The organism is Tolumonas lignilytica (genome assembly GCF_000527035.1).
GTDB classification, from domain to species: Bacteria; Pseudomonadota; Gammaproteobacteria; order Enterobacterales; family Aeromonadaceae; genus Tolumonas; species Tolumonas lignilytica.
In genome coordinates this window covers 3162908-3187882 of sequence record NZ_AZUK01000001.1, presented here as the reverse complement: position 1 = coordinate 3187882, position 24975 = coordinate 3162908, and the positions used below count along the sequence as shown (strand labels likewise).

20 protein-coding genes are annotated in these 24975 nt (G+C 44.7%); 8 read left to right on the top strand and 12 right to left on the bottom strand.

Features of this window, described 5'->3' with window-relative positions:
- The 9 genes from H027_RS0114980 to tkt form a co-directional block, all read right to left on the bottom strand.
- Window positions 1-1677 (bottom strand): retention module-containing protein (locus H027_RS0114980; protein WP_024873257.1); only part of this gene is annotated, 1677 nt, incomplete at its 3' end.
- Window positions 1678-1846: 169 nt separating this feature from the next.
- Window positions 1847-3769, bottom strand: coding sequence for a bifunctional diguanylate cyclase/phosphodiesterase (locus H027_RS0114975; RefSeq protein ID WP_024873256.1), 1923 nt, complete (start codon window positions 3767-3769; stop codon window positions 1847-1849).
- A gap of 2 nt (window positions 3770-3771) precedes the next feature.
- On the bottom strand, window positions 3772-4488 hold the full coding sequence (locus H027_RS0114970; RefSeq protein WP_152536741.1) for a transglutaminase-like cysteine peptidase: 717 nt from the start codon (window positions 4486-4488) through the stop codon (window positions 3772-3774).
- Window positions 4489-4507: 19 nt separating this feature from the next.
- Window positions 4508-5842, bottom strand: a complete 1335-nt coding sequence (locus H027_RS0114965) for a TolC family outer membrane protein (protein WP_237657962.1) — start codon at window positions 5840-5842, stop codon at window positions 4508-4510.
- Window positions 5839-7224, bottom strand: coding sequence for an HlyD family type I secretion periplasmic adaptor subunit (locus H027_RS0114960; RefSeq protein ID WP_024873253.1), 1386 nt, complete (start codon window positions 7222-7224; stop codon window positions 5839-5841). Before H027_RS0114960 ends, H027_RS0114965 begins: the two co-directional genes overlap by 4 nt.
- Window positions 7217-9361 (bottom strand): type I secretion system permease/ATPase, encoded by a 2145-nt coding sequence (locus H027_RS0114955; protein WP_024873252.1) that lies wholly within the window; start codon window positions 9359-9361, stop codon window positions 7217-7219. The genes H027_RS0114960 and H027_RS0114955 overlap by 8 nt, the downstream gene beginning before the upstream one ends.
- 189 nt (window positions 9362-9550) lie before the next feature.
- A complete protein-coding gene (fbaA, locus tag H027_RS0114950; RefSeq protein WP_024873251.1) occupies window positions 9551-10627 on the bottom strand; it encodes a class II fructose-bisphosphate aldolase in 1077 nt (358 codons plus the stop codon).
- A gap of 118 nt (window positions 10628-10745) precedes the next feature.
- Window positions 10746-11909, bottom strand: a complete 1164-nt coding sequence (locus H027_RS0114945) for a phosphoglycerate kinase (protein WP_024873250.1) — start codon at window positions 11907-11909, stop codon at window positions 10746-10748.
- A gap of 307 nt (window positions 11910-12216) precedes the next feature.
- Entirely contained in the window at window positions 12217-14217 is a 2001-nt protein-coding gene (tkt, locus tag H027_RS0114940; protein WP_024873249.1) for a transketolase, read from the bottom strand.
- 273 nt (window positions 14218-14490) lie between these two features.
- Here tkt and metK point away from each other — a divergent pair, with 273 nt between their 5' ends.
- Together metK and H027_RS18725 are read left to right on the top strand one after the other, a co-directional pair.
- A complete protein-coding gene (metK, locus tag H027_RS0114935) occupies window positions 14491-15645 on the top strand; it encodes a methionine adenosyltransferase (protein ID WP_024873248.1) in 1155 nt (384 codons plus the stop codon).
- 76 nt (window positions 15646-15721) lie between these two features.
- The gene (locus tag H027_RS18725) at window positions 15722-16246 is read left to right on the top strand and encodes a SprT family zinc-dependent metalloprotease (protein ID WP_081741529.1); all 525 of its coding nucleotides are present in this window, start codon (window positions 15722-15724) and stop codon (window positions 16244-16246) included.
- On the opposite strand, the gene H027_RS0114925 is transcribed toward H027_RS18725, so the two are convergent.
- The gene (locus tag H027_RS0114925) at window positions 16197-17027 is read right to left on the bottom strand and encodes a DUF5718 family protein (RefSeq protein WP_024873246.1); all 831 of its coding nucleotides are present in this window, start codon (window positions 17025-17027) and stop codon (window positions 16197-16199) included. The two genes, H027_RS18725 and H027_RS0114925, sit on opposite strands and share 50 nt — an antisense overlap.
- Before the next feature lie 150 nt (window positions 17028-17177).
- Here H027_RS0114925 and rsmE point away from each other — a divergent pair, with 150 nt between their 5' ends.
- From rsmE to ruvX, 4 genes are read left to right on the top strand one after another with little or no spacing between them, the layout of a single operon-like run.
- Window positions 17178-17909, top strand: coding sequence for a 16S rRNA (uracil(1498)-N(3))-methyltransferase (rsmE, locus tag H027_RS0114920; protein WP_024873245.1), 732 nt, complete (start codon window positions 17178-17180; stop codon window positions 17907-17909).
- A gap of 8 nt (window positions 17910-17917) precedes the next feature.
- Complete coding sequence (gene gshB / locus H027_RS0114915; protein ID WP_024873244.1) at window positions 17918-18874, top strand: glutathione synthase; 957 nt, start codon at window positions 17918-17920, stop codon at window positions 18872-18874.
- Between the two features lie 19 nt (window positions 18875-18893).
- Entirely contained in the window at window positions 18894-19448 is a 555-nt protein-coding gene (locus H027_RS0114910) for a YqgE/AlgH family protein (RefSeq protein WP_024873243.1), read from the top strand.
- On the top strand, window positions 19445-19876 hold the full coding sequence (gene ruvX, locus H027_RS0114905) for a Holliday junction resolvase RuvX (RefSeq protein WP_038149311.1): 432 nt from the start codon (window positions 19445-19447) through the stop codon (window positions 19874-19876). The genes H027_RS0114910 and ruvX overlap by 4 nt, the downstream gene beginning before the upstream one ends.
- 48 nt (window positions 19877-19924) lie before the next feature.
- Here ruvX and H027_RS0114900 read toward each other — a convergent pair whose 3' ends face one another.
- On the bottom strand, window positions 19925-20353 hold the full coding sequence (locus H027_RS0114900; RefSeq protein WP_024873241.1) for an LPP20 family lipoprotein: 429 nt from the start codon (window positions 20351-20353) through the stop codon (window positions 19925-19927).
- Between the two features lie 10 nt (window positions 20354-20363).
- Complete coding sequence (locus tag H027_RS0114895; protein ID WP_024873240.1) at window positions 20364-20987, bottom strand: FlgO family outer membrane protein; 624 nt, start codon at window positions 20985-20987, stop codon at window positions 20364-20366.
- A 133-nt stretch (window positions 20988-21120) separates the two neighbouring features.
- Between H027_RS0114895 and H027_RS0114890 the strand changes: the two genes are divergently transcribed.
- Complete coding sequence (locus tag H027_RS0114890) at window positions 21121-22293, top strand: flagella assembly protein FlgT (RefSeq protein ID WP_024873239.1); 1173 nt, start codon at window positions 21121-21123, stop codon at window positions 22291-22293.
- 133 nt (window positions 22294-22426) lie between these two features.
- Complete coding sequence (locus tag H027_RS0114885; RefSeq protein WP_024873238.1) at window positions 22427-24970, top strand: hypothetical protein; 2544 nt, start codon at window positions 22427-22429, stop codon at window positions 24968-24970.
- Window positions 24971-24975: the final 5 nt, after the last annotated feature.

Sequence of the window (24975 nt, the reverse complement as noted above, 5' to 3'; positions counted from 1 at the left end):
CTTCACCGTTTCCGCCACAAACTGCAACCCGGGATTGTCGGCGTCGCTGGCACTGAGCTGCCCGGCCACACTCGGCTGGCTCTGTTCGACCACCGTGCCGCTGCCGCTGCTGATGACCGGGGCGTTGTCGGTGCCGGTGATGTCAATATGAAGACTGGTGGTGCTGCCGTCATTGAGCCGCACCGTCAGGCTGTCGCTCGCTTTTTGATCTTGCGCCAGCGCGTCGGCGCGGCTGTCCAGCGTGTAGCTCCAGTGGCCGTCCGCCTGCAGCACGGCGCTGCCGTAACTGCCCTTCACCGTTTCCGCCACAAACTGCAACCCGGGATTGTCGGCGTCGCTGGCACTGAGCTGCCCGGCCACACTCGGCTGGCTCTGTTCGACCACCGTGCCGCTGCCGCTACTGATGACCGGATTTGTATCAGCTAAAACAAAACTTAGCGTGCTCGCCGCTGATACATTGCCCGCCACATCAATCTGATGTACATAAACGGTATTATTGCCTTCCACCGGCGTGAAGCTGCGGCTCCAGGTCTGACCGTCGGTGCTGTATTCCACCGTGGCACCATTTTCCAGATTGCCTACGGTCAACGCAACGTTATTGGTAATAAGATCGGTGTTGTTGCTGCCACTGTCTGATGTAAGAGCCACACTTGGTGCCGCTATCTGCGTATCCAGCGTGAAGCTCAGCGTGCTCGCCGCCGATACATTGCCCGCTACATCAATCTGGTGTACATAAACGGTATTACTGCCTTCCACCGGACTAAAGCTGCGACTCCAGGTCTGACCGTCGGTGCTGTATTCCACCGTGGCACCATTTTCCAGATTGCCTACGGTCAACGCACCGTTATTGGTAATAAGATCGGTGTTGCTGCTGCCACTGTCTGATGTAAGAGCCACACTTGGTGCCGCTATCTGCGTATCCAGCGTGAAGCTCAGCGTGCTCGCCGCCGACACATTGCCCGCTACATCAATCTGGTGCACATAAACGGTATTACTGCCTTCCACCGGCGTGAAGCTGCGGCTCCAGGTCTGACCGTCGGTGCTGTATTCCACCGTGGCACCATTTTCCAGATTACCTACGGTCAACGCACCGTTATTGGTAATGAGGTCGGTGTTGCTGCTACCACTGTCTGATGTAAGAGCCACACTCGGAGCCCCGGGAATATTCGCGGTAATAGAAGATGTATTGCTGACTTGACTTGATACTGTAGGAGTTGATATTGGTGTAGACGAGTTTATACCTGAAGTGTCAAATCCTGACTCTGCAATTGTGCTATCACCGACCCGTGTTACTGATACAAATCCATTATTCCCACTACCAACACCACCGCCAGCACCTATGGTATTACCAGCCGCCGCAGCTTCAAAAGCTTTGGTCGGGTCTATACCATCCAGTATTTGTTTCTGCAAGGCAGCTATATTACTCGTCGATTCAGCATTAGATGGCGCGTCGACTACGACATGATTTGTTGCTGTATGTTGTAATTCCTGTGTATTCGGATGACCATTTTCCGGTTTTAAGGTTAATTGAGCACCATTGGTTAAAATAACCACCGCCCCCGGATCTAGCACATCTCCTACTTTCAAATCTTTCAGCGAGCCATCAGGCAATTTCACTTTGGCAATCCCGGTAAGACCTGCAATAAGAGAGGTTTCAGCTATGATCTGAGTGCTCACACGATTTCCTTATATATAATTAACCTATTTTGAATAATCTTAACAAATTAACATTCATTTAATATTCTAAAAATCAGATAGATAGTTCTCATTAACCATATCAACCATTCAATTAAATCGAATAAAAAAGGGCGCAAATGCGCCCCTTTGGTTACTACATGAGAATGCTTTATATTTCTCTGGCCGGTTGCACAATGCCCTGATAACCATCTACAAATAATTGAGTAATCAGTTCAACCTGCTTTTGATCTTCTACTCTTGTAACGATCGTAACTGCTCCAGCATTATGTGCAGTCCGGCAAACTGCTGCTAAAACACTCTGAGCATTTTCATCTTTAGTGATAACACTCATATATCCTTGATCGACTTTTACATAGGCAGGTGTGAATTCTGTAAGGTATTCGAGAGATTGAAAATGTCTGCCGAACTGGTCAATACCCCACATAACCTTAAATTCTGCACATAAACCATTTAGGTTTTTAACTGATTCTTTGTGTTGCAGAATCGCATTCTCTGGTATCTCTAGAGCTATTCTTGATATAAACAAATTGTTGGTGACGAAAAACTCTTTCAAAAATGAATGGAACGATGATGACGATATACTGCCTATCGTTAAATTAATCGATAAAGATAAGTCTGGATTATCTTTTAATATTACTAAAGATTGCTCTAATACATAACGATCAAGTTTTTCACCAAGCTTAAACATTTCAACTGCAGACATAAACTGCGCAGCACTAAACCTTTGACCTTGATATTTAATTCCTGAAAACAATTCCGCAGGTAAATTATTCTGACCACTAAGCATAGTTACAGGCTGAACACGAAAATCAAATTGATCATGCTCCAGCGAGTTTAGAATAATGTCTTTCCATGCTAATCGCCCTAGTATATCCGCAGTATCTGCTTGTTCTATGGTTACAGCACCTAGTCTTTCATTTCTTGCTCTACGCAATGCGCTATCCGCTTTCGTTAATAGAGCTGAAAGATCTTCATCTTTGTTTCTCACCGCAATACCAATGACTGAAAATGCTGAATCTGTATCAAGCGGATTAACAATCAGATTCGCTATTGCGTCATTTAGAATATTCGCAGCCTCTAATAGCTCGTCACTTGATAAGCCAGGAAGAAGAACGGCATATTCTGTCGCGCTGATACGGGCAACAGAACCACCTTCATAAACAGCCAGTTTTGTATTCAGAACATTAGCAATCTGTTTAACCATTTTATCTCGAGCGCTATAACCATCATGTCGATAAATATCATCTAATGCATCAACAGCTATCAGCATGACTCCGCCTGTACCATGTTCTGCAATCCAGGCATTGATCTGTCCGATAAAATAGGCTCTATTCCCCAACCCCGACACCGCATCACGAAAAGCTCTTTCTCGTAACAGATCCGCAGCAACTGCTTCCTCTTTAAATTGTTTAGCCAGTTTTATCGTCAATGCATTAATTGATTGTACAACTTGGCGGAGTTCTAGTGTTTTAGGTAACGGAATCGACTGATTGAAATGATGTTTTTCAATTTCTACCGCCTGACGGCGAATAGATTCAAGGGGCCGTAATAAAATCCTTAAAGCCGCAACAATTAAGATTGAAACAACAATAAAACATGAAATATATGCCCAAAACAGATTAGACATCGCACGCCAAAATTGAAAATAGGCATCCCCCGGATGGCCTTTAACCTCGAGACGCCCCAGTTGAAGCCAGCCAGATGTTAATACGGTCTCGTATGATTCACTTTTGAAGAGATTGAGTTGTGTGAACCAATGTGGCACACCTTCAATATCTGTTTGATTTGTTTTTTCAATAGTCTGTTTCGACGCTAATAAATCCAAGTGTATCTTCTGATAATAACCACCATCAAAAGCTGCATTAATTACAGATTCAGCACCAACTTTATCTCCTGTTTCCAAATAAGGAGTGAGCGCCAATCCGACCGAATTAGCTGTATTGATAACTGATATTCTCTGTTGTTCAGCCAAATAATCTCTCGTTGATTGGAACTGTACCGCATAGGCAATAATCAGCAAACCAGCAAAGAGGCATATGACAAAAGCGAGAATTTGCTTGTAAAGAGTCATGGTTAATTATCCAAATTTAAAATTGGTTTATTCATATTTTGAGCATTAATTCGTGTTTGCAAATCAGACCATAAACTTAACCGATCAGAGCTTCCTGCTAGTTGTCCTTGACCTTTAGCCTTCATTAACCACAAATGGCTACCGTTAAAACTGTATACAGGAACTAAATCTGTTCTCAAATTGGCAGGTTTTATTACAGGATCTATATTATCTAATATGACTGGCATTGACGTTGGTGTCGCATAGTCTGCGACAACCATATGAAACCGATTGAAACGCACCGCTTTTACATAAATAAGTCTTAAACTTTCATCAGAGATGCCCATTTCTCTTAAGGTGAAATATTTAGCAATACTAAAACTTTTACAATCACCACCTCCGGCTCCTAAAAACTCTACAGGAGAAGCCCAGTAATTACTTTTTCCCCATAACTGTACATCTTCTATATATATCAAACGGTTAAAGAAGTTATTGGTAGCATCAAGAATTTGCTTATGGCTCCATTTCTCAGATAGTGCTCGATGAATCAATAACCTCCAATCAATTACTCTACGAGCAGCTCGTGACCCATATTTAGCCTGAACTAACTCGACTAGTTGACGGTCTTTGGTATCAATTGCATCAGCCAGAGTTTGCTGATAATTAATACCTGAACACAGCAGTATTAGTAAAAATAAAATGCTGTGCCAAAACCGTTTATTCAGGCTAAATATGGTCATAAACCACACAACTCAACTATCATTTTTGTGGCCATTCAGAAGGTGCCTTGAAACTGACACTATCCAGCAAGCGGCCTGTTGCATTAAGAATACGATATTCGGCATACAGTTCATCATAATCCGTATTCACAGCATTCTGACGTGCTTCAAAAAGCTCATTCTCTGTATTCAATACGTCCAATAATGAACGGGTGCCCAATAAAAATTGCTTACGGTAAGCCATCACAGTGTCATAACTCGCTTGCACATGCTGTTGTGTAAAATCTTTTTGTTTTAACAACGCATCTCTTGCATTCCAAGCTAAATTTAGCCCTTCACTGACTTGGCGTGCTGCATTTTGTTTCACATCTTTCGCTTCCGCGATTTGTGATGCGGTAGCTCGTTTTTGAGCTATATCTGCGCCGCCATTGAATAAGTTATAACGAGCCATCAGCATGATCTTGGTATCATCAATATTATATCCATCGATACCACTACTGTTTTTATACAGGCCCTTGCTGGCTTCTATTGAAAGTTTTGGATAGAAATTCGATTTCGATGCCTCATATTGGTATCGTGTCGCTTCTATATCCTGATCTGCAGATAAGAGTGTAGGATGAATCTTCTGAGCAGCCGCTTTGGCTTCAGCAAGAGTTGCGGGCAATTTACTGACATCAGGCACGGGTTGAGTCAAATCAAGAGGCTCTGTATTGGTCGCACGGAAAAACTCAGCCTGCGCGTCCAGCATATTGTTCTCTGCTGACGATAAATTAGCTTGAGCCCTGGCAACACGCCCTTTGATTTGCATGTAGTCTGCGGTAGAACCAACACCTGACTCTGTTCTTTTTCCGATATCAGCCATAATGGCCTGATGGGTAGCCAGATTCTCTTTTGAAAGTTGGTAAATTTCCTGATAACGCAACACATTCAAATACACCTCAGCGACACGTAACGCCGTGTTATTGGCAAGTGCATAGAGCGCATATCGTTGAGCCTGAGCCTCAGCTTTTGTTCTATCAACATTTGAACTGGTATCAAAACCATCAAATATCATTTGTGATAGAGACAGGCTAATCTCTTTGGTTGTCAGATTTTTCCCGTCCGTTGAAGATTGATTACTATCATATTTTTCTGGGCCGATACCTGCAACCACATCAAGCTTGGGGAAATATCCGCCTCTGGCCTGATCGATTTGATGAGTACGAGTTACATAATTATCATAAGCTTGCTTTACTTGCGGATGATCTAACAGCGACTTAGTAATAGTTTGGTCTAATGACGCAGCGCTCGCCGTATTAGATAACAAACCAACAAATGCAGCCAGAGCAGTAACCTTATATATCTTGTCCATAACAATATCCTTATCCTGTTTCATCGTTCTCGCAGTGCTGATTGTTTGGCACGCAATATGGGTTTCATTAGATATTTCAGAACACTTTTCTTGCCTGTTACTATATCCACTGTAGCCATCATTCCGGGAATAATCGGCAAAGGAGCACTCGAACTACCTAAAAAGCTTCGATCTGTTCTGACTCTCACCAGATAAAACGAATTACCTTTTTCATCTTGTATTGAATCAGCGCTGATTTGCTCAAGTTTGCCTTCTAACCCGCCATAAATTGTAAAATCATAAGCACTAAACTTAACAATGGCTTTTAAACCTGGACGCAAAAACGCAATATCCTTAGGTAGAACTTTTGCCTCAATCAATAACGTATCTTCTGTTGGTACTATTTCTACAATATCCATACCGGGTTGTACCACACCACCAACAGTATTCACTTTCAGTCTTTTAATCGTCCCCTTTACAGGTGACGTTACACTGGTTCGTGATACACGATCCTTTAATCCTACTTGTCCTTCAGTCAACTGAGATATCCGACTCTGTTTATCTTCCATCTCTTTCTGTGCATCAACTCGAAATTTAAGAGCCACGTCCTTACGTTTAAGAATAGCCTCTCTTAGCAAAGAATCCTGTTTTGGCAACAATAATCTTGCATTTTCTAGCTCACCTTGCATATCGTTCAATTGACGCTGCATTTTCAAAAGATCGACTTGCGACACTATGCCTTCTTTAACCAAAGGACGGTTTATTTCAACTTCTCGTCCAGCAAAACCCACGCTACGGATTAACGTTCGGATCTTGTTATTAATCTCTAAAATTTCATTTTCTTTTTGTTCTATTTGTTGTCCCATAATGACAAGCTGATTATTGAGATCATTGAGATTCACTTTTAGCGAATTATGTTGCCTGACTACATTTTCAGGAAAAACTTTCTCATATCCATCAGGGAAAACTATCGGCGTTTCCTTGATCAAGACCTGTTCCCGCCACGGCAATGTCGTATCGTTATTAACGGAAATACTAGTCAGTTCAGCTCTTAAGCGGGCAACATCTCCTTGCAACCCAACAAGTTCCTGTTGTTTTTCCCGGAAGTCAGACCGAAACCGGGTATCATCAATTTGCAGCAGCTCCTGACCGTTCTCGACTTGCTCCCCTTCCCTGACAAAAATGTTCTTTACAATGCCGCCTTCAAGATTTTGAATAACCTGCAGCTGTTTCGAAGGAATAACCTTGCCTTCACCTCTGGTCACTTCATCCAATTCGGCCCAGGAAGCCCAAATAATTGCAAAGACAAAAAACACGAAACAAGCCCAAAGCAATGCTCTCGCACGGCGAGGCGTTGTTAATAAAACAGCAGCAGACGCATCATCGAGTAAATCTAATTGTTTCTGATTAAGTTCAGAATTAGCCATCAGCGTTCTCTCTTACCCGTACTTTGCCTTCTTTCAATTGCTGTAAAACAAGATCTCTTGGCCCGTCGGCAACAATCATTCCCTGCTCTAATACAATGATTCGATTAACAATATCCAACATCGACGTACGATGTGTGATTAGTAGCATGGTTGTATCTGCAGATAAGTTAGCCAATTCCCGTTTTACAATGCTTTCCGAACGATTGTCCATGTTCGCTGTCGGTTCATCTAAGATAAGTATAGGTGGCTCCAACAACCAGGCTCGGGCTAACGCGATCGATTGACGCTGCCCTCCAGACAAGTTTCGCCCGCCTTCACCCACCTGACGTTCCAGTCCATTAGGATCATGATTTGTGAATTGGCTAACTCCAGCCCGTTGCGCTGCTCTCAGAATTTGAGAATCCGTGGCATGAGGATGTCCAAGTTGAATATTTTGGCGAATAGATCCATAGAACAAAGAAAAATCCTGAGGAACACAACCAATGTTGTTCCGAATAGTAGATGGATGTAATTGCGATAATTCGAATCCATCCAGACGAACAGAACCTTCAACTGGCTTATAAAGACCAAGAATTAACTTTTCCAATGTGGTTTTACCGGCACCTATGCGCCCGATAATTGCTATCTTTTCTCCCGGCTGGATCCTTAATGAAACATGCTTCAAAGCCGCTTGCTCCACTTCTGGATAACTGAATGAAACATCATCCAGTTCGATACGGCCTTCTAGCCGATCATAATCAAGATAATGGCGGCCATCTTCTCTCTCCGATGGGCTTTGCATGATCGTTTCTAGCAAAAGTAATGCAGCTTTAGCCTGATTGTAACGCGTTGATAAGACAGACAACTGGATCAATGGACCAATAGCTCGCCCTGACAGCATAACGGCGGCAATCATTCCCCCCATGGATAAATTACCTTCTGATATCTGATAAACGCCAACAACAATGAGCACTACCGTTGTCATTTGCTGAACATAATTGGCTAGTCCAGAAACCATATTGGTGATTTTACGCGTTTCAATACCCGCATTAGCCATATGGCTGACAGCCTGTTCCCAACGATGTTGAAACTGCCCTTCGGCATTATGTATTTTTACTGACTCTAAACCGGCGATAGCTTCTATCACCGTGGCATATTTTTGTGAGGATAACCGACTGCTTTCTTCAATACTCTGACGTAAAGGAGCCTGGATATAGAGGCTATACCCAATCATGATTAGTATGGCAATCAATGGCACAACGGCTAATACGCCAGCAAAGATCCAAATAACCAGCAAAAACAGAAAGGCAAAAGGTAAATCGACTAACGCAGACACAGTTGCAGAAGTAAAAAACTCCCTTATTGATTCAAACTCCTGCAAATGCCGGGCAAAAGCACCGGTAGAATTTGGTCTCGACTCCATTCTGATACCCAGAACCTTTGAAAAAATTCGGGCAGACAATAATAAATCGGATTTTTTCCCTGCAATATCAATGAAATAACTTCTAAGTTGTCGAATGATAATATCAAACGCAAAGATCAATGAAACACCAATTGCTAAGACCCAAAGAGAATCAAAGGCCAAATTAGGTACAATTTTGTCATAAACGTTCATTGTAAAAATTGGGCTGGCAATAGCAAAAACATTGATCAATATGGATGCAATTAAGACATCCTTATAAATAGGTAGTGATTCGAGCAAGGTGCTCCAGAACCAGTGACCTTCCCGTGGTTTTAATACTTCAGGAGCCCGGGCATCAAACTGTAAACGGCGTTTAACATAAAAACCATTGCCAGAGAATTCATCTGCCAAAACAGCTAACGAGACAGTTTGTTGGCCGAGACTGCCAATAGGAAAAAAGAGCACCGCCTGTGATGTCTGCTTATTAATTGATAATAACACCGCAGAACGACCATCTTTCATGAGAAGAATAGCTGGTAGAAGTAGAGTTGGGATCGCCTCTAACGGAGAAGAAAAAAAGTCGACAACAAAGCCAGCTCTATGTGCTGAGCGAGGAAACAACTCAGGAGTAAGAACACCGTTTTCCAATGGAAGGCCTGATGTTAACGCTTCCTTGGTATTGGCCATACCATAGTGTTGAGACATAAACAGCAAACACTCTAATAATGCATCTTGTTGTTCGTTTGCTACTGTCATGATTGTCCTTGATTCACTTAAATAATTTGTCGCCAAAGCATCAAATGCTACTCAACAAAATTTCACCCTATAAGCTTACCTTTACATAAAGATAATACAACTCATCATTAACTTACTGATTAATAATAATTCTAAAAATAAAAAAGCGCCTGCATGCAGGCGCTTTTATTCTTTATCTATTTTCTGAAATTACAGAACGTCGATAGCGTTCAGTTCTTTGAATGCTTGTTCCAGACGAGCAATCATAGTTTCCTGAGCTTTACGCAGCCATACACGTGGGTCGTAGTATTTCTTGTTTGGAGAATCTACGCCTTCTGGGTTACCCAGCTGGCCTTGCAGATAAGCTTCTTTATCTTTGTAATATTTCAGGATACCTTCCCAAGTTGCCCACTGGGTATCGGTATCGATGTTCATTTTAACTACACCGTAGCTTACAGACTCTTTGATTTCAGCATCAGTAGAACCTGAACCACCGTGGAATACGAAATTCAGAGTTTTTGCTGGTACGCCGAATTTTTCAGAAACATATTTCTGAGAAGCATCCAGAATGCTTGGAGTCAGTTTAACGTTACCTGGTTTGTAAACACCGTGTACGTTACCGAATGAAGCAGCGATGGTGAAACGTGGGCTGATTTTGCTCAGACGCTCGTAAGCATAAGCAACATCTTCTGGCTGAGTGTAAAGAGCTGACTGATCCATGTGGCTGTTATCAACGCCGTCTTCTTCACCACCAGTGCAACCCAGTTCCAGCTCCAGGGTCATGCCCATTTTTGCCATGCGTTCCAGGTATTTGCAGCAGATGTCTACGTTCTCTTCCAGAGATTCTTCAGACAGATCCAGCATGTGAGAAGAGAACAGTGGTTTGCCAGTTTCAGCGAAATGTTTTTCACCCGCGTCTAACAGACCATCGATCCATGGCAGCAGTTTTTTAGCTGCATGGTCAGTGTGCAGAATTACTGGAATACCGTAGGCTTCAGCAACTGCGTGAACGTGTTTAGCACCAGAGATAGCACCGATGATAGCGGCTTTCTGACCTTCCAGTTTCAGACCTTTACCAGCGATGAATGCAGCACCGCCGTTAGAGAACTGAACGATTACTGGCGCTTTAGCTTTAGCTGCAGCTTCCAGAACAGCGTTAACAGAATCAGTACCAACACAGTTAACAGCAGGCAGTGCGAAGTTGTTTTCTTTTGCTACTTCAAACACTTTCTGTACGTCGTCACCGGTAATAACGCCTGGTTTCACGAAATCAAAGATCTTAGACATTTCAAAGGTCCTATCAGGTGTTTAGCTTCGAACTGCGGAGCTAAACGAGTTGCTACAAAAAATTAGTCACTGCCTATTGGCAGAAGAACGGGAGACTAAAAGCCTCCCGTCATTATCATTACGCTTTAGCGCGTTCTTCCAGAATCGCAACTGCTGGCAGTTTTTTGCCTTCTACGAATTCCAGGAATGCACCACCACCGGTAGAGATGTAAGACACTTTGTCAGCGATACCGAACTTATCGATAGCAGCCAGAGTGTCACCACCGCCAGCGATAGAGAATGCTGGTGATTCAGCAATCGCTTTAGCAATGATTTCAGTGCCTTTAGCGAATTGGTCGAATTCGAATACGCCAACAGGACCGTTCCACAGAATGGTTTTAGCGTTCATGATGATGTCAGCCAGTGCTTTCGCAGAATCAGGGCCGATATCGAAAATCATGTCGTCGTCAGCAACGTCAGCTACAGCTTTGATAGTAGCAGGAGTTGATTCGGAGAATTCTTTACCAACCACAACGTCAGTAGTTGCAGGAATAGTAGTTTCAGCAGCCAGTTTCTTAGCTGTGTCGATCAGGTCGTGTTCGCACAGAGATTTACCAACATTGTGGCCAGCAGCCGCGATGAAGGTGTTAGCGATACCACCACCAACTACCAGCTGGTCAGCGATTTTAGACAGAGATTCCAGAACAGTCAGTTTGGTAGAAACTTTAGAACCACCAACGATAGCGACCATTGGACGAGCTGGTTTGTCCATCGCTTTACCCAGCGCTTCCAGTTCACCAGCCAGCAGTGGGCCAGCACAAGCAACAGGTGCAAACTGAGCAACACCGTAGGTAGAACCTTCAGCACGGTGTGCAGTACCGAAAGCGTCCATTACGAATACGTCGCACAGTGCAGCGTATTTCTTAGCCAGCTCTTCAGTATTTTTCTTTTCGCCTTTGTTGAAACGGCAGTTTTCCAGAACAACCAGTTCACCAGCTGCAACTTCAACACCGTCCAGGTAATCTTTAGCCAGACGTACTGGGCAGGACAGTTTGTCTTTCAGGTAGTTCACTACTGGCAGCAGAGAGAACTCTTCGTTGTACTCGCCTTCAGTCGGACGACCCAGGTGAGAAGTGATCATCAGTTTGGCGCCTTTTTCCAGAGCCAGTTTGATGGTTGGCAGAGTGGCAACGATACGTGCGTCAGAAGTTACTTTACCATCTTTCACTGGTACGTTCAGGTCAGCACGAACCAGTACGCGCTTGCCAGCCAGATCCAGATCAGTCATTTTGATAACAGACATGTTAGTCCCCTATATTTTTAGACATATAACGAAGTCAGTGCCGTTGGCCTTATTAATCTTCCTGAATAAGACTCAACTTATGAAGTTTAGTGCGTCAGCTGGATTATAGAGGGGAGACTTCAGTTGTGTGTGTTGTTTTTTTCCTGATCTAAATCAGGGAGACTGAAGTCATACCCACAACAGCGATGTTGTGACCTACTAATCATTCAAACGCAACGAGTTTACTGTGCTTATGCCGCAAACGCGATACTTGACACAGATTTTCTGTGAAAAAAACGGGAGCCGAAGCTCCCGTTTAACATTGCATTTACGCTTGGAACAAACTTTCAACAGTTTGAACTACATTTTCTACAGTAAAACCAAACTCTTTAAACAGTAATTCGGCTGGTGCTGATTCCCCGAAGGTATGCATACCGATAATTTTACCGTTCAGGCCGGTATACTTGTACCAATAATCAGCAATACCCGCTTCTACCGCAACGCGCTTGATTACAGCAGATGGCAATACAGATTCTTTATATTCCACTGACTGCGCATCAAATGCATCGGTACATGGCATTGAGACAACACGGATCTTACGACCTTTAGCGGTAAGTTCATCCGCCGCCAGCATCGCCAGTTCAACTTCAGAACCCGTCGCAATCAGGATCGCATCAGGCGTTCCTTCGCTATCACGCAGAACATAACCACCTTTGGACACATCAGCCAGCTGAGCAGGCGTACGTTCCATTTGCGTCAAGTTTTGACGGGAGAAAATCAATGCGCTCGGACCATCTTTACGTTCTACCGCATATTTCCAGGCAATGGCAGATTCAACCTGATCACATGGGCGCCATGTGCTCATATTTGGTGTCAAACGCAGCGAGGCAATTTGTTCAACAGGCTGATGTGTTGGACCATCTTCCCCCAGACCGATTGAGTCATGGGTATAAACAAAGATAGAACGTTGCTTCATCAACGCAGCCATACGCACTGCATTACGCGCATATTCCATGAACATCAGGAAAGTTGCGCCATAAGGAATGAAACCACCGTGTAATGCCACACCATTCATCATGGCAGACATCGCGAACTCACGCACACCATAGTGAACATAGTTACCAGAGGCATCATCGGCTGTCAGTGATTCAGAACCAGACCACATAGTCAGGTTAGAAGGAGCCAAGTCTGCTGAACCACCCAGGAATTCAGGTAACAGCTTACCAAATGCTTCAATGGCATTCTGACTTGCTTTACGTGATGCAATTTTCGCAGGGTTTGCTTGCAGTTGTTCAACAAAAGCCTGTGAAGCTTCGGCCCAGTTAGCTGGCAGTTCACCATTAACACGGCGAATATATTCTGCAGCCAAGTGCGGGTGAGCTTTAGAATAGGCTGCAAATTTTTCATTCCACTCAGCTTCTTTAGCTGCGCCTGCTTCTTTTGCATTCCATTCAGCAGCGATATCAGCCGGAATGACGAAAGGTTCATATTTCCAATCCAGGAATTCACGTGCCGCAGCAATTTCTGCTGCACCTAATGGTGAACCGTGGCAGTCGTGAGAACCTGCTTTATTTGGCGAACCAAAGCCAATTACTGTTTTGCAACAGATCAGGGTTGGTTTAGATGTTTCTGCTTTGGCTGCTTCAATCGCTGCTTTCACCGCATCGGCGTCATGACCATCAACAGCACGGATCACATGCCAGCCATACGCTTCGAAACGAGCAGGAGTATCATCTGTAAACCAGCCTTCCACATGACCATCGATAGAGATACCGTTGTCATCCCAGAATGCAATCAGTTTACCCAGCTTCAAAGTACCCGCCAGCGAACATGCTTCGTGGGAAATACCTTCCATCATGCAACCATCGCCCATGAAGACATAGGTGTAGTGATCGACGATATCAAACTCTGGGCGGTTAAATTGAGCTGCCAGCACTTTCTCAGCCAGAGCCATACCAACACCGTTGGTGATCCCCTGACCTAATGGGCCGGTTGTGGTTTCTACACCAGGTGCATAACCATATTCAGGATGACCCGGTGTACGGGAATGCAACTGACGGAAATTTTTCAGATCATCGATCGACAGATCATAGCCGCTCAGATGCAGCAGGGAGTACAACAGCATCGAGCCATGACCATTGGAAAGAACAAAGCGGTCGCGCTCGCTCCATTTTGGGTTAGCGGGGTTGTGGTTCAAAAAGTCACGCCACAGCACTTCGGCAATATCAGCCATCCCCATAGGGGCGCCCGGGTGTCCGGAATTGGCTTTCTGAACTGCATCCATGCTCAATGCCCGGATGGCATTGGCTAACTCTTTACGAGAGGGCATTTGTCACTCCTGCTTCAATTGGGTCTATACATTTAAGTAAGGAGCGTATTGTCCCAAACTGATCGCGGGTTGCGCAAATGTTATCTCGGTTATTTTATCGTGACACTGTTCATAGCAATGATCTTTAGGTTAATTTTCCCCGTACATTGACGATATCGCTATTGACTGCGACAATAGTCACATAGATAGACGTCCAGATGTGGATACTGCTATTTGCAAGCTGGTTCTGAACCCGATTGCAATCGCCTTCAACTTTTACACTAGAGAATTAAAATGGCAAGACTGTTTACCTCCGAATCCGTTGCTGAAGGACATCCAGATAAAATCGCGGATCAGATCTCCGATGCGGTGCTGGATGCCATTCTGGAACAAGATCCTAAAGCGCGCGTCGCTTGCGAAACATTCGTTAAAACAGGGATGGTGCTGGTAGGTGGTGAAATCACCACTTCTGCCTGGGTTGATATCGAAGAACTGGTGCGTAAAACCGTTTGTGATATCGGTTATACCCATTCTGATATGGGGTTTGACGCCCACTCCTGTGCTGTACTGAATGCTATCGGTAAACAGTCTCCGGATATTAATCAAGGTGTTGACCGCGCTGATCCCAAAGAACAGGGTGCTGGCGACCAAGGCCTGATGTTTGGTTACGCATCCAATGAAACCGATGTGTTAATGCCTGCACCTATTACCTATGCGCACCGTCTGGTGAAGCGTCAGTCTGAAGTTCGTAAAAATGGCACGCTGCCATGGTTACGCCCGGATGCCAAAAGTCAGATCACCTTTATTTATGATAAACAAGGCAAGATCGAAGGTATTGATGCGGTTGTTCTGTCAACCCAACATGCGCCGGATATCAGCCAGTCAGATCTGATCGAGGCAGTACATGAAGTCATCATCAAGCCGGTGTTGCCTGCTGAATGGGTAAGTAAAAATACCAAATATTTCATCAATCCAACGGGTCGTTTCGTTATCGGTGGCCCAATGGGTGACTGTGGTCTGACCGGCCGCAAAATCATTGTAGATACCTATGGCGGCATGGCTCGTCATGGCGGTGGCGCATTTTCTGGTAAAGATCCATCAAAAGTTGACCGCTCTGCGGCTTATGCTGCCCGTTATGTTGCAAAAAACATTGTTGCTGCGGGTCTGGCTGAACGTTGTGAAATTCAGGTTTCTTATGCCATCGGTGTAGCCGAACCAACCTCAATCAGTGTTGAAACCTTCGGCACCGGTAAGGTTAGCGAAGAGTTACTGACGCAGTTGGTTCGTGATCAATTTGATCTGCGTCCATATGGTCTGATTGAAATGCTGGATTTGATCCAACCAATTTACAAAGCAACTGCCGCTTATGGTCATTTTGGCCGTGAAGAATTCCCTTGGGAAAAGACAGATAAAGCTGCGCTGTTGCGTGACCTCGCCGGTCTGAAATAATGATGTTTTAAAAGGGGCTTCGGCCCCTTTCTTTTATCTGTATAATTCTGCCTTAAGCCTTTTTTCGATCCGGCATATGCTAAGTATCTCCAACATCACCGGTCTGATTCAGATAGAAGTGGCGGCCAGCCATTATCTTGCCTTGGCTGCCCGTTACTTTAATCGCGAATTTGCCCACCCCAAAATCACCTTGGATCAACGCGGTAAATGCGCAGGCACAGCTCGTCTGCGCGACTGGCATATCCGGCTTAACCCTGTTCTGTTGCAAGACAATCCGCATGAATTTGAACAGGAAGTGATCCCGCATGAAATAGCACATCTAGTCGTCCACGCTATCTGGGGACGGGTAAAACCGCATGGAGTGGAATGGCAGAAGGTGATGTGGGAGGTATTTAACATCCCTCCCCGCACAACACATAAGATGGATGTAACCAAAGTGCAGGGTGCAGTGTACGCATACCAATGCGACTGCCAGCAACATCAGCTATCTGTGCGACGTCACCGCGCAGTGTTACGCGGTGACCGGCAGTATTGTTGTCGCCGTTGTGGTTCTACTCTGCAACCACTCGCTGACACAATACACTCATCCCCTCGCCGATAAGCTCGCCAGAGCTTGCCATTTGCTTTATTTGGTCAGCGTTATAACGTCGCGCGTCATACACTACAACAATGCTCTCATCACCTGGTTGCAAAAAATTCTGCTCACCAAATGGCGTATAACGGGTGGCACCGATACTGATAATGACACGCTGCGGATATTTAGCCTTTGCCAGTAACGCCGCAATGTCTTCTGCCGGACCTTCATCCTTCTGGTTATTCATCTTTTCAATGACCCAATCCAGCAAAGTCTCATGAAAATAACTGTACTCAATGGCCGGGCTATCCAGTCCGTAAGCGTGGCATACGTTGTTACGGCGCAGAAAACTGGCAATGTGGTAATGATCCAGTTCTCCACCAGCGGAGAATTTATCTAACGCAAGTCGTTGCAATGACATCCCTTTACTGGCCGCGCCCCAGTTTTTCTTTTCACTGATCTTTCGTGCACCCGGACGCCGAATAGAGCAATCATTGAATGCCGCAAATTCGCGGGGAACTAATGCTTTTACCTGATTGTTTTCATATTCGACGTCGCAGATCAGACAAACTTCCGGTTCGATCTGCAGATTATCAGCCCCTTTCGGGAATTGAATACGATCATGTGATACCGGATAGACACTTAAAAAACTGTCTGAGTGATGTGGAACATAAAACGGAAAGATAGCTTTAGGCTGAATAGTGTCTTTGACTTTTACATTTACAAAATCGCTGGCTTCACCAGCTTGTTCCAGATGTCCTGCAAAATTACCTGCAACGCCAAAACCAATCAGTTGGGTTAATTCCATCTGTTTCTGCTCCTTCACACCATGTATGTATGATTAACAAGATTACTATTAAGAATCACAGGCATGTTATCCTTACCCTCCATGATTGGCATCATAAAACATCACCGCCCGCCAAATTTCATAACCATCTCTCAGGAGTTATATTGCCAGATGCGTGTTCCACGAATTTACCAAAACTCGCCGTTGAGTATTGGTGCTACCATCTCTTTAGATGAAGATGCGGCGAATCATGTTGGCCGTGTATTACGCATGGTACCTGATCAAGAAATTTGTCTTTTTAATGGACAAGGTGGTCAGTATCAGGCCGTCATCATTGATAGTGGGAAAAAACACGTTACTGTCCGATTGACGGAATTTACAGATCATACGGTCGAATCACCGCTGGCTATCCATTTAGGACAAGTTATAAGCCGTGGCGATAAAATGGAATTTACGATCCAAAAATCGGTAGAACTTGGTGTAAACGTGATCACCCCATTATGGTCTTCCCGATGTGGCGTTAAATTACAAGGCGACCGACTAGATAAAAAGCTGGAACAATGGCAAAAAATCGCCATCAGTGCCTGTGAACAGTGTGGCCGCAATTCCGTACCAATCATTCGTCCGGTTATGTCATTGGAAAAATGGCTGGCGGAACCGACGGAAGAATTGAAATTGACGTTACACCCGCGAGCCAATTATTCAGTTGGTACCTTACCTGAACCAACCAATGGGATCCGCTTGGTCATTGGCCCTGAAGGGGGTCTATCTGACGAAGAAATTGCCTTGACGCAACAATTCGATTTTCAGGAAATGCTGCTTGGCCCTCGCATTTTACGAACTGAAACTGCGGCCCTGACGGCGATTACTGCTCTGCAATGCCGTTTCGGCGATCTGTGTTAGGAGAATAAATGAGCATTAAATTAGGTATCGTGATGGATCCTATTAACTCCATCAACATCAAGAAAGACACCAGTTTTGCCATGTTACTGGAAGCACAGCAACGAGGTTACGAACTCTATTATATGGAGATGAGTGATCTTTATCTCGAACAAGGTATCTCTTATGCGACCATGCGTCCGCTGGAAGTCCGTCAGGACTATTCCGGTTGGTATACCTTAGGGGAAGTGATTGATCAGCCGTTGCATGAGCTTGATGTGATCCTGATGCGTAAAGATCCGCCTTTTGATACCGAATTTATCTATGCTACTTATCTGCTTGAACGAGCGGAAGATCAAGGCACGCTGATCGTCAACAAACCGCAGAGTTTACGTGATGCCAACGAAAAATTGTTTACTGCCTGGTTTGCAGAGCATACCCCGACAACGCTCGTTACTCGTTCAGCTAGCAAATTACGCACATTCCACCAGCAACATCAGGATGTGATATTGAAACCATTGGATGGTATGGGTGGTGCTTCTATTTTCCGCATGAAACAAGACGACCCTAATGTCGGTGTGATCATAGAAACATTAACTGAGCACGGAACACGGTATTGCATGGCGCAAACTTTTTTGCCAGCAATCAGTGACGGCGATAAACGCGTACTGGTGATTGATGGCGAGCCAATCCCTTATTGCTTGGCAAGAATTCCTTCTCAGGGTGAAACCCGCGGTAATCTGGCTGCCGGTGGTCGTGGTGAGCCAAGAAAACTCACGGAAAATGACTGGAAAATTGCCCGTGCGGTGGGTCCAACACTGAAAGCAAAAGGTTTAATTTTCGTTGGTCTGGATATTATCGGTGATCGTTTGACTGAAATTAACGTCACCAGTCCAACCTGTGTCCGGGAAATTGAAGCCGAATTTGATATTAATATTTGTGGTTTGCTGATGGATGCCATCGAGCGTCGTCTGAGCAAAACCAGTTAAGGAACACTCTTTAATAATGATGCAGTCATTACAGAATTATTTTCTGGTTGCGATGCCAACGCTCAATGATGATTTCTTTGAGCGTTCGCTTATCTATGTATGTGAACATACTGAAAAAGGTGCAATGGGTCTTGTACTCAATGTCAACTTAGACCTTGATCTGTGTCAGTTGCTGACCCAGATGAGAATGGAAAATGCCTCCTTTTCCCTGTCAGGTAAACCGGTTTTGTCTGGTGGGCCGGTGAGCACCGACCGAGGCTTTGTTCTCCACACGCCAATGGATGGCTTTCATGCCTCCATGTCAATCAGCGATGAACTGATGATGACCACCTCATTGGATATTCTATCCACGCTGGGAACGTCTGCCGAACCCAAACAATACTTGGTTGCGCTCGGCTATGCCGGCTGGGAAGAAGGACAGTTAGAACAAGAATTATTGGATAATACTTGGCTGACTATCCCAGCTTCATCCGAAATCATCTTCAATACGCCAGTTGAAGATCGTTGGTTAGCCGCTAGTAAGTCATTAGGCATTGATATCTGGCAGATTGCTCCGGAGGCGGGACACGCATGAAAGAAGCCGGTCAGCGTTCATTAATGGGTTTTGATTTTGGAACCAAAAGTATTGGGGTCGCAACCGGTCAGGAAATCACAGGTTCCGCGTCACCACTTACTTCATTGAAGGCCAATGACGGGATCCCGGATTGGACTCAAATTGAGAAGATTCTCAAGGAATGGCAGCCCGACCTCCTCATTGTGGGTTTACCCCTGAATATGGACGGGACAGAACAGGAAATGACACAGCGTGCCCGAAAATTTGGGCAACGCTTGCATGGTCGTTTCGGATTTCAGGTGGAATACAAGGATGAACGTTTGACCACCACGGATGCCAAAGCCCGATTATTTGAACATGGCGGCTATCGAGCATTAGGAAAAAGCCGGGTGGATGCTGTTTCCGCCCAATTGATTTTAGAGAGCTGGATGGAATCACACTATCTCTGATAGGGATCATCTCTGAAAAAATAACTCCCGCTTACGGGAGTTATTTTCTTAATAGGCATGATCCATTTGATACAGGTTATAAAGTACCTTGGTATCTAACTCCAATTCGGTGGCATACATATTATCGACAGGGTAACTTTTCACTACCCGAGCCCCACGTAATAAGCCATCGACATTTGCATGCATACGATTGCTGGCCTGACGGTTATCTTTATATGTAGTGTCAGCCTGAATGGCATTCCCATAAACTTGTTCAGTCAATTCGCGATAAGCATCAAGCCGAGAGGCCCGGATAGCCTGCAAGATCTTTTCAGAACGTGTAGGGCCTGGCTGAACATCAATAATGCCATACCCTACAGAGCGTAATACCGGAAATTCATCCGGTGCTTCATGTGTATAGCGTGTAATCCGGTGAGTCGTGCAACTCGCCAAAAAGACAGAGCTCACTAATGCAATAATCCATATGAAACGAGACATAATTTGCCTCCTAATGTGTCATCGTTAGCGGTCGGCCATACTGGTCATACGGGAACTCGCCCCTGACAACCATGCCTTTGGTAACCAGTACAGTACGACCGGAATCGATACTTCCCTGCATCAGCTCATTCGGCACAAATCCCTGAGAGGTGGCTTCTACCAAACGGGTCCGCATATTGATGATGCGCATATTGAGCACCACGCCCAAGTCATTCCGAGACATCGTTCCCGTTAACACTCGTCCCGCCGGGATCCGTTTCGATAATTCAGTCCAATCACGACTCATCGAGAAATCACCTTCCGGTGTCACTTTAATGCTGCCCGTGATTTTATAGTCGAGTACGACCTCACCACGGCGGTGTAATTCATGCACAAAATCTTCTGATATTTGCTCCCCAAGCGAATTGGTACTCTCCAATGTGCTCAGGTTCACCATCGACGTTACCGCAATTGGCGATAACACTGTATTTCCCGGTATCTTGGTGGCGAACAATCGATCCGTCATATCTGACACCAAACGATTTAATGCCAACCCTTTTTCTCTTGTTGGCCCGTCATAGTTCATACCGGTTCGATCAGCACATGCTGATAACATCAGCATGGCGACAACCACTAATGGTCTGTATTTTTTCATTATTAGACCCAATCCTTCTCCTGGCATACTCCTTTATCGACAGTCCTTGAAATATCTTGAGGAGAGATGTCAATTTTCCGATGGTATAGATTGTGCATAATATTCTTCATTACTGAACTCACTGCCACATATTATGAAACGTTGGATTCTTTTACTCTTATGCATAATATCACTCCCCTTGCAGGCGGCTTGGTATAAAACGATTGGCAGTGCCGCAATCATTAATAACGATGAAGAGTATGCGCGTCAGCAAGCCATTCAAGATGCCTTGCGGCAGGCGATGTTAAAAGCCGGCGCATCCGTATCCAGCATCGAGAGTTTAAGTAATGGCGCACTGACTCGCGATGATTTCCAGATCCGAGCAAACAGTGAAGTCCGACAATATCAGCTGCTGGATGAAGAGATCCGGGATGAACGTATTTTTGTTCATGTCCGTTCTTATATTGTCGCTGATCGTTCTGGATGCAGTGGCGGGCTATATGCGAAGAATATATCCCTGATCCGCTTTAACTGGCAGCACAAAGACGATGCGCGCTATGGTCAGATTTATGATCTCAATAAAGCAATTACCCGTGCTTTATTTGAACGCCTCGGTCAGCAACGTCAGATTTTTGTCACTCATAACTGGCTGGACAATAATCTCGGTGTCGAGCCCGGTAAACTACACCAAGGTGATAGTGCTTTTGCACAACAGATCCGCAGTTTGGCAGAACAAACCAACAGCCAATATATGCTTTTTGGCAGCATTACCGATGCCTCCATTCAAAAACCAGAACAGGGTATTCTGGATAATGTTTTTCCGGGTACCTGGTTTAGAAACCCTCTCCGGCATTTCACGCTGCAGCTCTATCTTTATGATGGATTAACCGGACAGTTGCTTGAACAACCTTTTTATCAGACTCAAGCACACTGGACCTTTGATCGTGAAGCCGTCGTTGACCCAGCGAGCCAGGATTTCTGGCAATCATCATATGGTCTGGAAATAACCGCAACGCTGAATCGGATCAACGAGGAACTCAAAGGCCGTCTGCAATGTGAACGTCCTACGGCTCGAATTATCCGCGTTGATGGGCTTGATTATCATATCAACTTAGGGAAAACCAACGGACTTAAAGTGGGTGATCGTTTCCATATTCTGCATAAAGCTGATTTTACGGATACGGATGGGCAAGAACATCCGCTTCGGAACGCCGCGTCCGGTACGATGGAAGTTAGCAAAGTCTATGCAGAAAATGCAGTATTGCGCCCCTTATCACAATATGCACCAGGCAATATTCAGGTAAATGATTTGGCTGAATTGGAGTAGCAAACGACCCTGTGCAGTTTCTTGATCTGGCTCCATAAAAATCCACATTTTGCATGCAATTATTTGCGCAAAATAACCAGTTATGCTGATATCTTTACGAAAATTAACAAAACTGGTTTACATGGAGTAACAAATGGAATTTAAAAAATTAGCACTGGCCGTCGCTATCAGTTCTGCATTATTAACCGCCTGTGGCGGTGGTGGTGGAAGTAGCACCTCTTCCACACCAACAACATACTCAGTGTCTGGTACTGCAGCCAAAGGGATTATTCAACACGGGATCGTAACAGCAAAAGAATATGTTAATAAAAATTGGGCCACTGTTGGCAGCACAACGACCGATGATCAGGGTAATTACTCTTTAACATTGACCAATTACTCCGGCGGCCCGCTTAAAATTGAAATCACAGCTGGTACGAATACCACAATGAAATGCGATAACGTGGCAGGCTGTGGTAATAGTAGTACTTTCGGTACCCCCATTGCACTGACTAGTGATTTCACAATGGCAGCAATTCTACCTTCAGTTTCCACCCCAACTCTTACTAACGTGCCAGTAACGCCATATACCAACATGGCAGCTCACAAAGCAGAAACGGCCCTAGCCACAACAGCATCAGCCACTGAGCAAACGACAGCCGTTAACAATGCTCTTTCTCAGGTGACCTCACTGGTTGGTTTTAATGTGGCAACCACACCAGCGGTGGATATTACCGCAGATAATTTCTCTTCTACAGCTACCGCCGACGAACAACGAGCTGCAGCGATGAGTGCAGCGTTGATGAAGTTTACCAATGATTCAACGAATGTTGCTACTGTAGTTACACAGTTGGGTACAGCATTGGAAGATGGCAAAATGGATTCAACAGATGCCATATCGCCAACACAACTGCAACAGGCTTGGAGTGATACAATAGCAGATCCAGCCATGCAAACTCGCCTCTCCAGTGAAACGCAAGCCGCTATTACCAACCAAGCTTCTTATATAGAACAGAATACGACCGATGGTTCACTAACCCCATCAGTCAATGCAAACTACGGTGATACCGATGTCGCCAAAGCGAAAACTCTAATCACCGACACCCGTAGTTTGGTTTATGACATCGTTAATACTGATTTCAAAACCCCGCTCGATGCTTTAGGTACAAATGCCGATCAAGCTGTTCAGGTCTTTGATAAAGATTCTGCTGCAATGGCTAGTTTGTTGGGTTTAGCGGTAGACCAGATGTTTGCTCAATTAATTAATAATCAGCAAGTTCATCTCGGTGGTACATTCCCTGTTGAAATAAAATCTGGTTCAGACACTTTAGGTACCCTTACTCTGACTACCACGAATACTAGCGCTGGCTTAAGTGCTGTATTATCTGGTTCATTGAAAGGAACAGAAGCTAATGCACGAACCATCACGGTAAATAATCTGACTTTAAGCACAGATCTTTCTTTTGACGAAATCAACTATGCTAAAACAGATAAAACACAATATACCGTCAATATTAGTGGTGGTATTTCTGATGGTTTCACAAGTATGTCTGTCAATAACGGTCAAGCTCAGGCTACTTTTGCAACAGCTCTGACTAGTGCAACTGGCGATAATTTAGGCAATGCACTGACAGCTATTGAACTGAAAAATCTGGATCTGTCTTTACAGGCGAATGGGGCTACCTTTGCAGGGAATGCCAAATTTAAACTGGTTAAACCTGATGCGAGCAAAATGTCCAAAGCCCTGTATGACTCATTCCCGCTGACTTTAAGATCCGTGGCGCTGAGCGGTGACTTTACCACCAGTGATAGTCAGGATATTAAAGCCTCTGTGGGTCTGGATCTGACCAACTCAGAAACTTTTGATCTGATGGCATATCTGAACAGTGAAAATACAGTTTGGGTTCATAAATCGAATGTGATTGATGCAACTACTATTGCTCAATTAAAAGCACTCAAAGCAATCCCATCTACCACTCAAAATTGGAATATTAATTACGGTTATTCCCAATGGACATACGGTACATCTTATACCGCAGGCTATGGATATAGTGACTACGATGCTAATGGTTCATGGATTGATGGCAATAGCCAGTATAGTAATACGCTAGAGAGTTATAACACCTATGCAGCTGTCTATAACCCAGCGACTGTGTTAAATGACATTATTGCTACTGATTATGCGTCTATTTCAGGTTCAACCGTTACATCAGCTTATGTTGCTTTGGGAAATGGAACATATACCGATTTTAACAATCAGGTTGTTTCATACAGCAATAATGATTTATTCGGTGAAATTCAGCTTGGTGATTATAAAGAATCAGCTGATCAATTCCTGAAAGTCACCGCAAATGCGGCATTTGAACTGACCAATGTCACAGGTTTACCACATGCAAAAGTCTCTGCTGTGGTCAATCGAGATGCCTTTAAGGGTGGTTCAGCCAGCCTGTTGGTAAACTGGGATACCAAACAATACACCATCAATCTGGATAATGTTGATTTGGGTGCTCAAACCGGTAGCCTTACCGTCACTGCGCCTTCAGGAACCAGTTTGGTTCTGAAAGACGTAGCTGTCGCCGATCATTCTGCAACCGGAGCCCTCTATGTTGGCACCAAAAAAGTCGCAGATGTTGCAACACTGAATAATGGCGCAGTCAAAGTCAGCTACATTGACGGTACCTTTGAGACATTACAGTAATATCC